Here is a 12,892-nt window from a genome sequence, read left to right on the forward strand (position 1 = left end):
CGGTCGCAGCGCACCGCGCGCGGACAGGCCCACGATCCCGTCGATCACGGCGTCGGCACGCTCGACCGCGTCGGCGGGGGGGGGGGCCCCCCCCCCCCCCCCGGCGCGGGGGGCGGGGGGGGGGGGGGCGCGCCCCCCCCCCCCCCCCCCCCCCCCCCCCCCCCCCCCCCCCCCCCACCCTGCGGTGGCTCGGGTTAGGAGGCGGGCGTAGGCCGCGCCTGCGGTTAGGAGGATCAGGCCCGCGCAGAGGAACGCGATCACTCGGGCTACGCCGTCCAGGGTTGCGAGGTCGAACAGCAGCAGCTTCGCCAGGGACACCACGATCAGCACCAGGCCCGCTATGCGCAGGTGGATCACGCGGACTCCGCGCAGCAGCAACGCTATCGCCGCCACCACCCAGCCCAGGGTGATCAGGATGTGGCCGGTGAGGAAGCCCGCTCGCGCGTCGTGCACCAGCAGGCAGGCCGCCATCGTCGCGCTCGCCGTTCCGTACAGCAGCGCCAGCCCCGATGCGCACCACAGCAGGAGCGAGTCCGGGAGTTTCGCCAACTTGCCGATGCGGACCCCCGTCACCGGCAGGGCCACCGCCGCGAGCGCGATCAGCAGTCCGGCCAGTAGTCCGGGCACTCCCGTACCACCGTTGTGCCAGATCAGCGTCCTGATCGGCACCTCGTTGAAGAACGCCAGCACGAACCCGAAAGTCGCGTAGCACGTTGCCCCGAGCAGCACTCCCGCACTGCGCAGCAGGAATCCGCCGACGCTCAACAGCAGCGCCTCGCACAGCAGCGCCGTTCCCCAACTCGACGAGTCCAGGAAAGTCAGCGTCGTTTGCGCCGCTGCGACTGCGGCCATCGCCCCCACAGCCGCGACGAACCTGGTCGACAGCAGACTCCGGAACGCGCGGATGAACCGCCCTCCGACCCAGATGGCCAGCAGCAGGACGACCATCGCGCTGCCGATCGCGCCCGCCGCCGGACGCTCCAGCATCAGCGGTCCGGCCAGGAAAGCGGGTGTCGGTGCGGCGATCAGCAGGCCGATCGCGGTCGCGTCCGCGTCCGGCCGGGCACCAGCGGTGATCGCGGCGATCACCACGCCGAGCAGCGCGGCGGCGAAGATCGCGACCACGAGCAGCGGATCGAAGACGCGAAAGCCCCACACGCTCGCCCCCAAAGCGGCCAGCACCGCGGGCATCCCAGCTGTCAGCGCGAGCCCCGCCCAACCGCGCCGCACCTGCACCGGCGCGGCAGCGACCTGCAACAACACCAGGAAACCGACGAGCAGTGCATCCGGTGTCCCCGTGATCAGCGGCGCGCAGATCGCCGAACCGAGCACCACCCCGATGGCCAACGGCTGCGCGCGCCACCAGTCCGCAACGGCTAGCCCAGCGACACTGACGACGAGTCCGACGCCGAGACCAGCGGGCACCGACAGGTAGTCGTAAAGCGCTGTCGCCGCGACCACATCCAGGAACAACGCACCGAAACCGGTTGTCGTGAGGGCGAATCCGGCGATCCGTCCCGCTGCGCCGGATTGCTCGGCCGCCGACCGGCGGTGCATCCACCACCCTGCCGCGATCAGCAGCGCGGCAAGCACCGCACCACCCGTGACGCGCGCACCTGGTCCCAGCCAGTCCTGCTGCACGGCGAGCACCAGCAGGAACACCACGCCCAACAAGGTCACCCCGGCACCGACCCAGGCCAGCACGCGGCTCGGCTCAAGATCCGCGCCGAACCGGCGGGGCGCTTCGCCCTCCGGCGCCGGGTACTGCGGAAAGACCGGGTACTGCTGCGTTTCGGCAGGTGGTTGGGTCGTGTCCGGAACCTGTTGGGGGACGGGCGTTTGCACCGGTGTTTGCGCCGTAGCCTGTGCCTGCACCATGCTGCCCAGATAGCTCAAGCGCTGGCCGATGGCGTGCAGTTCACCTGCGACCAATTGCAGTGTTTCGCCTGGCTGCGGTTGCGACATGGCCCCATAGTCTGGGGAAACATCGGCAACGCCGACATCAGTAGCACTACTCAGTTGAGATCACAGCTTGGTGCGGATGCGAAACCTGCCCGCCCTCAGCTATCCCGTCGTGAGCGGTAATGGTCGTCAGAGCGACCATAGCCACTCACGATGAGTTTCCGCGCCGACCGCAGTCTCAACACTGGAGAACCGGATCTCGACGGAGGTAGATCATGGGCAAGCTGCTGTACTCCGCCACGATGTCGCTGGACGGCTTCATCGCCGGTCCGAAGGGCGACATGTCCTGGCTGACCGAGCACATCGGCCCCAACCCGGCGGCGGAGCAGCTCATCGGGGACATCGGCGCGATCCTCGTCGGGAACCGCAGCTTTCGCGGCGATGACCCGCACAAGGGCGACCCGGACCGGGAGGGCAAGGCGTTCGGCGGAGGCTGGGAAGGACCGCAGTTCGTGCTCACCCACCACATCCCGGACGCGCCGGTGCCGGGCGTCACCTTCGTCAGCGACCTGGACAGCGCCGTCACCGCGGCGAAGGCCGCTGCGGGTGCGAAGTACGTCAACATCATCGGCGCCGATGTGGCCCGGCAATGCCTCGCCGCAGGTGTGCTCGATGAGATCTTCGTGTTCATCGCGCCTGTACTGCTGGGCGACGGCGTCCGGCTGTTCGACCATCCCGGCGGGACCAACGTCAAACTCGAACGTCTCGACCTCACCGAAGCGCCGCAGGCGACCAACATCCGGCTGCGCGTGGTCCGCTAGATGGTCGATTCCAGATTGGGCCGCAGGGGCTCCCACAGTCGAGAAGGCCGCTCAGGTTCCGCTACCCGCACCGCCACGCAACGAGCTTGGAATCAATCAGCTAGCTCACGCGCGCTGCGCCGGGGTGCCCTTCGGGGGCGTGCTCGTGACGTCGACCGGTCCGACGACGCCGCGCAACGCCTGGGTCCAGGTGAGCCTGCCGAACAGGTAGAAGCACGCCACGTGTTCGCTCGTGAACCTGGCCCAGTCGTAGCGATTGCCCTGCTCGCGCCAGAAAACCTCCCAAGCCGGGCTGCCCTCGGACTCGTCGCGCACCAGGCACCAGGCGTCGTCAGCTTCCGCCCCGACCGACACCAGGTCTTCCGGGACGCCCATCGCCACCAGCCAGCCCACCACGGATTCGGTGTTCACTTCGCGGCCTCCTGCGCCGTCCCATCGTCGGTCGTTGCCGCGCCGCCTGCCGCATCGGCTTCGCCCCGGTGCATCCGCACCGTCGACGCCACCCCGGCCCCAGCTGCCTCGGCATCGACATCTTCCCTGGTGATCCGGTCAGTTGGCGCGGCAGCCCGTTCCGCGGCTCTGTCGCGCGTTTCCGAATCCGCATCGGCGTCCGAACGCACGATGCGCAATGTCGACGCCTCGGCGATCTCCCGCGCCTTGGTGAGCTCGACCAGGTACCCGAGCCCGACCAAATCGGTCAACGAGTAGGTCGCGCGGTAGCGCATCCCGCCGCCGGGCTGCCCGAACCACGGCGCGGTGACCGCCTGCCACACCGGCAACGGGCGCATCACCCGATACCGCCGGTAATCCCGCTCGTCATGCGCGGCGGGCAACGACCGCTTCGCGAAAGACGTTGCCACCGCGTACATCATGCGACCGTCGCCGCTGCCCAGGCAGTCGAGCACCGTGTCCGGCGGCAGGACCACCGGCTTCGCCGGTTCCACGCCGCCCTCCGGGAACTCCGCCGCCGGTGGCCACACGTACTCGCTGCGCTCGCCGTCGCGCACCAGGAACCGGCGCGCCCACTCCAGCTCGCTGAGCTCGCCGAGCGGCTCGTGGTCCGCGGCGAGCTCCGCTGGCAACGCCTCGGCCTCGCTGCGCTCGGCCCGATAGCGCTGCGCTGCCGCGTAGAACTCCGCCGATCGCACCCGCTGCATGGCGTCGCTGTCATCCACCAGATGTGACTGCGGGTGGTCCTGCGGTGGGAAGTTCAACCCTGGTCGACGCTCCTCGACCGCCTCCGGCACCGGCAGTTGCCTGCTCGCCCGGCTCGCGGCGACCGGCATGTAGCCGATCGGGAACTGGTGCAGCACGAACGCGACGACATCCGCATTGCGACTGCCCTTCCGCAACGGCCGCTGCGGCGCTGCCGGTTCCGGGGCAGGAGGTTGCACCGGAGCTGGTAGCGGGCGCAGCGGAGCGCGCTGCACCGGCTGGGGCAGCGGCTGCGGCGCAGGTGAGCCGAAGGCGACCGGGCCGCGCGCAGCGGCAGGCGGCATCGGTGGCCGCGCTGCGGACGCCGGAGGCGGAGCAGCGGCCGGGGGAGCGCCGGGCGGCGCCACGAAGTGGCCGCCCGCACCCGCCGGAGGCGGTGCGAAGCCCTGCGGCGGCGCAGCCGCGCCGGGTAGCGGAGCCTGCGGCGGTTGCGGAGCCTGCGGCGAAGCCCAGGCGGAGTGCACCGCGTGCGGTGCGGTGGTCGAGGCGGGGTCGCTGGCGTCGGGCGTCCAGCCCGACGAGGCGGCGTCGCCGATCACCGGGATCGGGCCGGTGCCAGCGTCGGCGAGGCCGGGAGCCCAGCCGCCGGGTTCGACCTTGACCGGGCCGGTGTGCTCGACATCGCCCTGCCAAGGTCGTGCGGGCACGTCTCCGACAGCGTTCTGCGCACCTTCTGCCACACCCCCGACGGTTTCCTGCGCGGCTCGACCGACACCACCGACGGCGTCCTGCGCGACCTGCCCGACATCCTCCGCCACGCCACCGGCAGCCTCGTGCGCGGCGCGGCCGACGCCTTCGACCACGCCGTGCGTCGTGGCGGCGAGATCACCAGATCCGGCCACTGTGGACGATACGAGCTCGGTGCCGGTTTCCAGGGCGCGTCCGGCCGCATCGCTCACGGTCGACAGCGGGCCGCGTGAACCCGGTTCCACCAGCACACCGCTGTCCAGGTGCACCGCTGCGGTCAGCGTGTTGTGCACCTGCGCCACGTTCGCCGCCGCGCCGTTCAGCGCGGAGTCCAGGGCAGCGAGTGCTTGCGGATGGCCCGCCGCAGCCGCTCGTTCGGCCGCGTCGGTTTGCTTCGCGAGCGTCACCAACTCCCGCACCAGCTGGACTTTCGCCGCACCTATCTGTTCGGCCGCGTGGTCCAAGCGGTCTGCCGCGGCGCGGCACTCCTTCGCCGACGACAGCAGCGCTCCGTCAGGTGCGGCGAACGCGTCCCACTCCCGGCGTGCTGCCTGCGCGGCCTCGCCGTCGAAGGCACCGAGCGCGCCCTGCGCCGTGCCGTCGGCGTTACCGGCGAGCGCGTCGATCGACTTCGCCGCCGCCCGCCAGGCCGTCGCCGACTCGCGCATCGCATCCTCGTCCGCCTCCGGCCAGCGGGCGCCCGCGCGTGCGGCGACATCCTGGAGTTCTGCGGGAAGTTCGATGCCCATGCGCTCACCCCCGTCCGGCGATTCGGCCGAGCTCATCGGCGCTGCCGACATCGGCGTGCTGGGTCGTCGCGGCCGTCGCGGCGAACTTCGCCCCCATCTCGCGCAACTGCGCGGACATCCCGTTCAAATCGCCCAACGCCTGGTCGGCGCGGCCGCAGTGGGTGCGGGCGAAGTTCGCGCCGATGTCGTCGCCACCCCAGCATTCCCCGGCTGCTTCCACCGCCCGGCGCAGGTCGTCCACGATCCGCTGCGCCTGCGCGGCGAGGTCGTCGAACTCGCTCGCGTGCTTGCCCAGTCGCCCCAGGTCACTGCGGAAACCACTCATGGTCACGTCCGTTCCGCCGGGCCCTGCCGCAACCAGCTGCCGTCCGAGAAGTCGTCGACGTCGTCGTCAACGCTGTCGCCAACATTGTCGTCGATGCGCCGCGATTCGTTGCGCGGTACCGAATCCGACGCGCCGTCGGCGTGTCGGCCCAGCAGCAACTCAGGATCGGTGCCCGCAGGCAGCACATCGGCGAGCACGTCAGCCGCACGCCGCGCCGCGGCGTGCGCGGCGACCTCGGTCAGCCGCACGATGGTCGCTGCGAGCTGAGCCGGACGTTGCCGCTCGTAGACGTCGTCGGCGAGCACCACTTCGCGCAGCACGCCCTGCGGGCCCACCACGACCTGCACGCTGCCGTCGGTGGTGCGCGCGGTTTCGGCGATCGTGGACAGGTCCCGGTGCGTCTCGGCGAGGCGTTCCCGGCTGCGCCGGTAGTCCGCCATCAGCTCGTCCACCTGGGCGCGATGGTCGGTCGACACGGCCGCTCCCCTCCTGTTCGCTGGCGGATCCTCGGCAGGCGCGGGGCGCCCGAAATCCGGTCGGCAACGGCAAAGCGGTCGTCCGCGGTCAGTGACCACAGACTGCACGTCACGACTTGGACGCACGCCGCGCCTTCGATGGTTCCACGTCGGCTGAGGGTTTTTCCCCACGGCCGACCACCGGCACCGAAATGTCGGAAACGACGATCACGGCGTGTGAGTACCGTCTCAGCGCGCATCCGGGATGTGGCTGCGACGATGGTGCGATGGGTGCCATCGCTTACGAGGACCTCACCCCGGGACGGGTTTTCGACCTGGGCAAGGTGGAGGTCGACCGGGCGGAGATGCTGGCCTTCGCCGAACGGTTCGACCCGCAGCCGTTCCACCTCGACGAAGAAGCGGGACGGAACTCGGTGCTGGGCGGGCTGTGCGCCTCGGGCTGGTTCACCGCGTCGCTGTGGATGCGCGGCTACGTGGACCACGTGCTGGCCGACTCGACGTCGCAGGGCTCCCCCGGCGGTAAAGAACTGGCCTGGCTGGCCCCGGTCTTCCCCGGCGACGTGCTGCAACTGCGGCTGGAGGTCAACAGTCGGCGGCTGTCGCAGAGCAAGCCCAACCTCGGGCTGGTGGAGGTCACCGGCACGGCGGATCGAGGCGACGAACGCGTCCTCAGCTTCAACTTCGTGGCCATGTTCGGCACCCGCGACCAAACCTGATCGACGGCCCGGTTACCTGGGCTCCGTGGCGATTTCGCGAGAAATCGCCGCTCCTTGTGAGGAACGGGCGACAATTTCGCGAGAAATTGCCAGCACCGCCACCCAGCGGGCGAAGATCACCAGCGGGCTCGGGGCGGGAGCTGCCTGTCAGATTGGTCGGTGGCGGGGGTTTTCGGTTCGCAGACCCGCCGTGATCGCGGCGTGGACCGCGCGGGCCAGCGCCGATCCGATTCGCGAGCGCGGGCCGCCGTACGACTCCGCTTCCCCGTCGGGTGGGCACAGCACCGCCGTTGCGTCCGTCACCGTGCCGGTGCCCGCGACTCCGGCTTCCGCCAAGGCTTGCGCCTTCGCCTCAGCCACCGTCGCCACCGCGTTGACCAGGGCTGCGTCGCTGAGCCGGACCGGTGACCAGCACACCGCGTTGATCGTGCCCGGCTCCCGCACCTCCGCCTGCTCGTCGGCGGCGGCCCAGACGGGATGGCTGACGCCGGTGGTCACACTCGCCCGCACCCCGCCATCGATCGCAGTGACCTCGTGGCGCACGTCGACCGCCGTGAGCAGCCCGACACCGTCCCCGGACAGCCCGAGTTCGTCGGCCATCTCACCGACGTGCGCTGCTGGATCGGGGTGGTCGTAGTTGGTCACCACGGTTGCGTTGAGCACCCATGAGCGCGGGCCGATCCCGCCGCCGCGGGGCGCCGAGGAGATCGCCAGCCACGGCTGGGCGCAGCGCCAGACGAGCACCGGACGATCGCGCACCACGTGCAGCGCCGGGGTCGGCGCACTCACGAAGCCAGTGCCTTGACCACGCGCGACGGGCTGGGCCGACCGAGCCGCTCGGCCATCCACACGCTGGTCTCCACCAGCTTGCCCAGGTCAACGCCGTGCTTTAGGCCCAAGCCGTCGAGCATCCACACCAGGTCCTCGGTGGCGAGGTTGCCGGTTGCCGACTTCGCGTACGGGCAGCCGCCCAACCCACCAGCCGAAGAATCCACTGTGGACACACCGAGGCGAAGCGCGGCGGAGGTGTTGGCCAGCGCCTGGCCGTAGGTGTCGTGGAAGTGCACCGCCAAGCGGTCCACCCCGACCCCGGCCGCGACGAAGGCGCGCAGCAGGGACGCCACGTGGCCTGGCGTCGCCACACCGATGGTGTCGCCCAACGACAGCTGCTCGCAGCCCATCGCCAGCAGCCGCTTTCCCACCGAGACGACCTGCTCGACCGGCACGGCACCCTCCCACGGGTCGCCGAAGCACATCGAGATGTAGCCGCGCACGGCGAGGCCCTCGCCGACCGCGCGCCGCACCACCGGGTCGAACATCGCGAACTGCTCGTCCAGGCTGCGGTTGAGGTTGCGCTGGGCGAACGTCTCGGTCGCGGACGCGAAGATCGCGATGTCGCGCACCCCCGACTCCAGCGCCCGATCCAGTCCCCGCGCGTTCGGCACCAGCACGGGATAGCGCACCCCTGGCACCCGGTGCAGCCCGGCCAGCAGTTCAGCGGCGTCGGCCAGCTGCGGAACCCACTCCGGGCGCACGAAACTCGTGGCCTCCAGCACGCCCAGTCCGGCGTCGGCCAGCCGGTGCAAGAACTCCAGCTTCACGTCGAGCGGGACCACTTCTTTCTCGTTCTGCAGCCCGTCGCGCGGCCCGACCTCCCAGATCGTCACCGCGGCGGGCAACTCGCCCGGCTCCGGCAGGGCCACCCGCATCGGCAGGCCCAGTTCACGCGGCCCCATCAGTAGTCGTCCTCTCCGGCGCGGCGCTCCCAGTCGTCCCGCGGATCGTCGTTTACCTCCCGGTACAGCAGCGTGTGCACCCGCTCCACCTGCGGGATGTCGTCGAACTCCAGCGGCTCGTCCGAGGCGGATTCGACGACCAGGGTGCCGCAGCCGAGCATCCGGTCCAGCAGGCCGTGCTTGAAGCGCACCGAGTTGATCCGGGACATCGGGATGTCGATACCGGTTCGGGTGAACACGCCCTCGCGCACCATCAGCCGGTGCGTGGTGATCACGAAGTGCGTGGTGCGCCAGCGCACCAGCGGGGCGAGCGTGAACCAGATGATCAGCACCGCGCCGACGACGCCCAGCGCGATCCACAACGGCAGGTACCAGGAGGTGGCCCCGGCCAGCGCCGCCAAGTAGGACCCGCCGCCGACCACCACGAACAGGACCAGCACCGGGAGGATCAACATCTTCCAGTGCGGGTGCTTGTGCACGACCACGTGCTCGTCCGCGCCGAGCAGGCCGTCTGGGTAGGCCACCGGGTCCTCCTCAACCTCGTCGTCGCTGATCACGTTACCGGCAGTGCTCGCCAGGATGTGCCGAAGCGGGTCAGGCCCGGCGCAGGTGAACCACGTCGCCAGCGGACACGGCGGTCTGCTTGCCGTCGGCCGTTCGAACGACGAGCCGACCAGTCGCGTCGATGTCGGCCGCAACGCCCCGCAGCTGCTCATCCGCACCGAGCTCGACGCGCACCTGCTGCCCAAGGGTGCTGCAAAGCCGCCGGTAGCGATCCAGCAGTCCGCACCGGACCACGTCCCCGGACGCCGCTCGCCAGCAGTCGTCGACCTCCGCGAATGCCGTGAGCAACGCCACCGCGAACGCTTCGCGATCCACCTCCGCGCCCTCGGCCGCCAACGACGTCGCGGGCAGGCCGCCCGCACCGCGAGGCAGGTCCTCGCGCCGCTGGAGCAGGTTGACGCCCATGCCGAGGACGATCGCGACACCATCCGGTCCGGCAACCGCCTCGGCCAGGATCCCGGCGCCCTTCAGCCATTGTTCGTCGTCGCCGAGCAGCAGGTCGTTGGGCCACTTCAGCGCCGCCGGTACACCGGTGGTGCGGACGACGGTCTCGGCCAGTGCGACACCGGCGATGAGCGGCAGCCAAGCGATCGCGGTCGACGGCACCTCGGGACGCAGCAGCACGCTCAGGAACAAGCCGTGGCCGCGCGGCGAAGCCCACTGCCGCTGCATCCGACCACGCCCGGCCTGCTGCTCCTCGGCGATCAACACGGTCCGATCGACGGCGCCTCGCCCGGCAGCGGCCGCCAGATCGGTGTTGGTCGACCCGGTCACGGTGACGACGTCCAGCGCGGCATAGGGCCCGCTGTCGACCAACCGAGCCCGCAACCGATCGCCATCCAACAAAACCGGAGTACTCACCACTCCAGCGTATGCCGCAACTGGACCACCCTCCCGCCGAACTGGGAATGTGATCACTGCCCGGAAGGAGACTGAATGGGCTCGATCGATGTCGCCGCGTTGTTGCGCACCGCTGTCCGCAGTGCCGAAATGATCCTGGAGATCACGCCCGCGGACCGAGCCGACCTGGAGTCCGAAGAAGTCGTCCAAGCCGCGCTCGCCCAAAGCCTGATCATCATCGGTGACGTGAGTTCTGATCTCCCGGCTTCATTCCGGGAAACGCACGACTGCCTCCCCTGGGCGGACCTCATGGCACTCCGAGATCGGCTCCGGCACCGGTACTGGGAAACCACTGCGGATCTGCTTTGGTCGGCGGCTCAGGAGATTCCACGGCTCTTGCCGGAGATTCGGTCGGTACTCGTCGAGGTCGAACTCCGGAGGTGATCCCCACTTTCGGCTGTGCCCTGGGGTGATCTTGGCCGCTAGGCTGCCTCCGAGATCTTCTCGGAGGTGGGGCCGTGCGGAGAAGTCACTGGTGGGCGTTGCCTTGCGCGGCTCTCGTGCTGTCCGGTACCGCCCCGGTCGCCGCTGCCGACCAAGTGCGCGATGGCCGCAGCCAGCCCGTCTTCGCCGCCGAGCCGGTGCGGGAGACCGTGTGGGTGGAAACCGGTTTGGACGGTGACGGCGACGGCTTGTCCGATCGGGTGGCCGCGGACATCGCCCGACCTGCCGGGACCGACCAGCCGGTGCCGGTGATCATGGACGCCAGTCCGTACTACTCGTGCTGCGGTCGCGGCAACGAGAGCGAGCTCAAGACCTACGACGAGCAGGGCCGACCGCTCGGATTCCCGCTGTTCTACGACAACTACTTCGTGCCGCGCGGCTACGCGACCGTGCTGGTCGACCTGGCGGGCACCAACCGCTCCGAAGGCTGCGTGGACGTCGGCGGCCCGTCGGACATCACCTCGGCGAAAGCGGTGATCGACTGGCTGAACGGCCGCTCGCCCGGCTTCGACGCGCCTACCGGCGGGAACCCGGTCGAGGCGGGTTGGTCGACCGGAGATGTCGGCATGATCGGCAAGTCCTACGACGGCACGATCGCCAACGGGGTCGCCGCCACCGGCGTCGAAGGGCTGCGCACCATCGTCCCGATCGGGGCGATCAGCTCCTGGTACGACTACTACCGCTCCGACGGCGTGTCGTTCGGGTTCGATCCGGTGGGCCTCGCCGAAAACGTCGAGGAGGGCGGTCGACCGGATTGCGGCCCGGTGAAGCAGCAGCTCATCGACGGCGCCCCGGCCAACGGCGATGTGACTCCACTGTGGACTGAACGGGACCACCTGCCGAACGCTGGGCAGGTGACGGCGAGCGTGTTCGCCGTGCACGGCCTGGGGGATCTCAACGTCAAGACGATCCAGTTCGGACAGTGGTGGGACGCGCTGGCCGCGCGGGGCGTGCCGCGCAAGGTGTGGTTGAGCCAGACCGGGCACGTCGATCCGTTCGACTTCCGACGCGCCGAGTGGGTCGACACCCTGCACCGCTGGTTCGACCACTGGCTGCTCGGCGTGGACAACGGCATCACCGAGGAACCGGCCGCCAGCATCGAACGCGCGCCCGACACCTGGGTCGACGAACCGGACTGGTCCGGCGAACAGGCCCAGGACGCGGTGCTCTACCCGAGCGCGGACGGCCTCGTCCCGCAGCCAGCGCCGGGCGGTACCGCGTCGTTCACCGACGATCCGGCGCTGGACGAGTACGACTGGGCCGCGCAACCCGATCAACCCTCGCCCGCCCGTGCGCTGTTCAGCACCGCCTCGCTGACCGATGATCTGCGGCTGGCCGGGACGGGTTCGGTCACCGTCACCGCAGTGCCGAGCACGCCGACGGCGCACCTTTCCGCGGTGCTCGTCGACTACGGGCCCGCCACCACCCGCGACTACTTGAGCCCCGGCGAAGGAATCCGCAACCTGCGAACGGAATCCTGCTGGGGCGAGAGCCGTCCCGGCGACGACTCCTGCTACCTCGACACCGAGACCACGACCGCCGACGTGGACTTCGAAATCATCGCGCGCGGCTGGGCCGACCTGGCCAACCACGCGTCGCTGTCGGAGGAGGAGCCACTGGAGCCGGGCCAGCCCTACACCATGACGTTCCGGTTGGCGACCGCCGATCACGTCGTGCCCGCTGGACACCAGTTGGCGCTGATCATCGGGGGTACGGACAGCATGTTCATCGTGCCGCCCGGACAGCCCGGCCAGATCGGGCTGGACCTGGCGCAGACCTCGGTGACGCTGCCGGTGGTCGGCGGGGCGCCCGCCGTGACGGCGTCCGGGCTCGAAGCCGCCTTCGACCGGCTGCCGCAGGTGCGTCCGGACCGCGTGCCACCACGACCCGACGTCCAGCTCAACCGCGACGAAACCGGGTCGTGAGTGCGAAAGCGGTCTGACGCCGCGGAAACCCTGTTAGTTTCGTCGCTGCGCGCACGATCGCTCGCAGACGGGAGTGACCTGCGCACGAGGTGGCTGATGTTCTACGGAAACAGCTGCTGTTCAGCGCGTCCAACCCGAGGAACGCGAAACTGCAAATGGCCGACCAGGAGCAGCAGAGGCAGAGACGACGCAACCTCGAACGCCTTCCGCGCACCAGGTGGGGACGGATTGCCCTTCTTCTGGTCGCGGCGATCGTGATCGTTGTTGCGGTCCCGTACGAGGTCTTATGACCGAGCAAAGCGCGACTGCCGCGCCCGCGACCTGGGGTCAGACCGTCGTGGGGGGGGGGGGGGGGGGGGGGGGGGGCGGGGGCGGCCGCCCCCCCCCCCCCCGGGGGCGGGGGCGGGGGGGGGGGGGGGTGGGGGGGTGGGT

At 70.3% G+C, this 12,892-nt stretch carries 13 protein-coding genes; 4 read left to right on the forward strand and 9 right to left on the reverse strand.

Annotated features, from left to right (window positions below; translation table 11 throughout):
* On the reverse strand, window positions 1-1,965 hold a 1,965-nt coding region (locus MOQ72_RS42710; RefSeq protein WP_242191773.1), incomplete at its 3' end, for a DUF2339 domain-containing protein.
* A gap of 212 nt (window positions 1,966-2,177) precedes the next feature.
* On the opposite strand from MOQ72_RS42710, the gene MOQ72_RS42715 reads away from it, so the two are divergent.
* On the forward strand, window positions 2,178-2,723 hold the full coding sequence (locus tag MOQ72_RS42715) for a dihydrofolate reductase family protein (RefSeq protein WP_242191774.1): 546 nt from the start codon (window positions 2,178-2,180) through the stop codon (window positions 2,721-2,723).
* 105 nt (window positions 2,724-2,828) lie between these two features.
* Here MOQ72_RS42715 and MOQ72_RS42720 read toward each other — a convergent pair whose 3' ends face one another.
* From MOQ72_RS42720 to MOQ72_RS42735, 4 genes are read right to left on the reverse strand one after another with little or no spacing between them, the layout of a single operon-like run.
* Window positions 2,829-3,134 carry a hypothetical protein gene (locus MOQ72_RS42720; protein WP_242191775.1) on the reverse strand — a complete coding sequence of 102 codons (306 nt, stop codon included), beginning with the start codon at window positions 3,132-3,134 and terminating at the stop codon, window positions 2,829-2,831.
* The gene (locus MOQ72_RS42725; protein ID WP_242191776.1) at window positions 3,131-5,374 is read right to left on the reverse strand and encodes a TNT domain-containing protein; all 2,244 of its coding nucleotides are present in this window, start codon (window positions 5,372-5,374) and stop codon (window positions 3,131-3,133) included. The genes MOQ72_RS42720 and MOQ72_RS42725 overlap by 4 nt, the downstream gene beginning before the upstream one ends.
* A 4-nt stretch (window positions 5,375-5,378) precedes the next feature.
* A complete protein-coding gene (locus tag MOQ72_RS42730) occupies window positions 5,379-5,699 on the reverse strand; it encodes a hypothetical protein (RefSeq protein WP_242191777.1) in 321 nt (106 codons plus the stop codon).
* 2 nt (window positions 5,700-5,701) lie between these two features.
* On the reverse strand, window positions 5,702-6,175 hold the full coding sequence (locus MOQ72_RS42735; RefSeq protein WP_242191778.1) for a YbaB/EbfC family nucleoid-associated protein: 474 nt from the start codon (window positions 6,173-6,175) through the stop codon (window positions 5,702-5,704).
* A gap of 266 nt (window positions 6,176-6,441) precedes the next feature.
* Here MOQ72_RS42735 and MOQ72_RS42740 point away from each other — a divergent pair, with 266 nt between their 5' ends.
* A complete protein-coding gene (locus MOQ72_RS42740; protein WP_242191779.1) occupies window positions 6,442-6,891 on the forward strand; it encodes a MaoC family dehydratase in 450 nt (149 codons plus the stop codon).
* Between the two features lie 147 nt (window positions 6,892-7,038).
* On the opposite strand, the gene MOQ72_RS42745 is transcribed toward MOQ72_RS42740, so the two are convergent.
* The 4 genes from MOQ72_RS42745 to MOQ72_RS42760 all read right to left on the reverse strand — a co-directional run bounded on the left by MOQ72_RS42745 (window position 7,039) and on the right by MOQ72_RS42760 (window position 10,052).
* On the reverse strand, window positions 7,039-7,680 hold the full coding sequence (locus MOQ72_RS42745; RefSeq protein WP_242191780.1) for an adenosylcobinamide amidohydrolase: 642 nt from the start codon (window positions 7,678-7,680) through the stop codon (window positions 7,039-7,041).
* On the reverse strand, window positions 7,677-8,627 hold the full coding sequence (locus MOQ72_RS42750; RefSeq protein ID WP_242191781.1) for a hydroxymethylglutaryl-CoA lyase: 951 nt from the start codon (window positions 8,625-8,627) through the stop codon (window positions 7,677-7,679). Before MOQ72_RS42750 ends, MOQ72_RS42745 begins: the two co-directional genes overlap by 4 nt.
* Window positions 8,627-9,151, reverse strand: a complete 525-nt coding sequence (locus MOQ72_RS42755) for a PH domain-containing protein (protein ID WP_242191782.1) — start codon at window positions 9,149-9,151, stop codon at window positions 8,627-8,629. Before MOQ72_RS42755 ends, MOQ72_RS42750 begins: the two co-directional genes overlap by 1 nt.
* 70 nt (window positions 9,152-9,221) lie before the next feature.
* The gene (locus MOQ72_RS42760) at window positions 9,222-10,052 is read right to left on the reverse strand and encodes a biotin--[acetyl-CoA-carboxylase] ligase (protein ID WP_242191783.1); all 831 of its coding nucleotides are present in this window, start codon (window positions 10,050-10,052) and stop codon (window positions 9,222-9,224) included.
* 75 nt (window positions 10,053-10,127) lie between these two features.
* Between MOQ72_RS42760 and MOQ72_RS42765 the strand changes: the two genes are divergently transcribed.
* On the forward strand, window positions 10,128-10,475 hold the full coding sequence (locus tag MOQ72_RS42765; protein ID WP_242191784.1) for a HepT-like ribonuclease domain-containing protein: 348 nt from the start codon (window positions 10,128-10,130) through the stop codon (window positions 10,473-10,475).
* A 74-nt stretch (window positions 10,476-10,549) separates the two neighbouring features.
* Window positions 10,550-12,460 carry a Xaa-Pro dipeptidyl-peptidase gene (locus MOQ72_RS42770; protein ID WP_372495652.1) on the forward strand — a complete coding sequence of 637 codons (1,911 nt, stop codon included), beginning with the start codon at window positions 10,550-10,552 and terminating at the stop codon, window positions 12,458-12,460.
* Window positions 12,461-12,892: the final 432 nt, after the last annotated feature.

The organism is Saccharopolyspora soli, assembly GCF_022678645.1.
In the GTDB taxonomy this organism is placed as follows: domain Bacteria; phylum Actinomycetota; class Actinomycetes; order Mycobacteriales; family Pseudonocardiaceae; genus Saccharopolyspora; species Saccharopolyspora soli.

Coding starts and splice junctions, on each gene's coding strand:
- MOQ72_RS42715 (WP_242191774.1), top strand. CDS start 2,178: ATGGGCAAGCTGCTGTACTCCGCCACGATGTCGCTGGACGGCTTCATC.
- MOQ72_RS42725 (WP_242191776.1), bottom strand. CDS start 5,374: ATGGGCATCGAACTTCCCGCAGAACTCCAGGATGTCGCCGCACGCGCG.
- MOQ72_RS42730 (WP_242191777.1), bottom strand. CDS start 5,699: ATGAGTGGTTTCCGCAGTGACCTGGGGCGACTGGGCAAGCACGCGAGC.
- MOQ72_RS42740 (WP_242191779.1), top strand. CDS start 6,442: ATGGGTGCCATCGCTTACGAGGACCTCACCCCGGGACGGGTTTTCGAC.
- MOQ72_RS42750 (WP_242191781.1), bottom strand. CDS start 8,627: ATGGGGCCGCGTGAACTGGGCCTGCCGATGCGGGTGGCCCTGCCGGAG.
- MOQ72_RS42765 (WP_242191784.1), top strand. CDS start 10,128: ATGGGCTCGATCGATGTCGCCGCGTTGTTGCGCACCGCTGTCCGCAGT.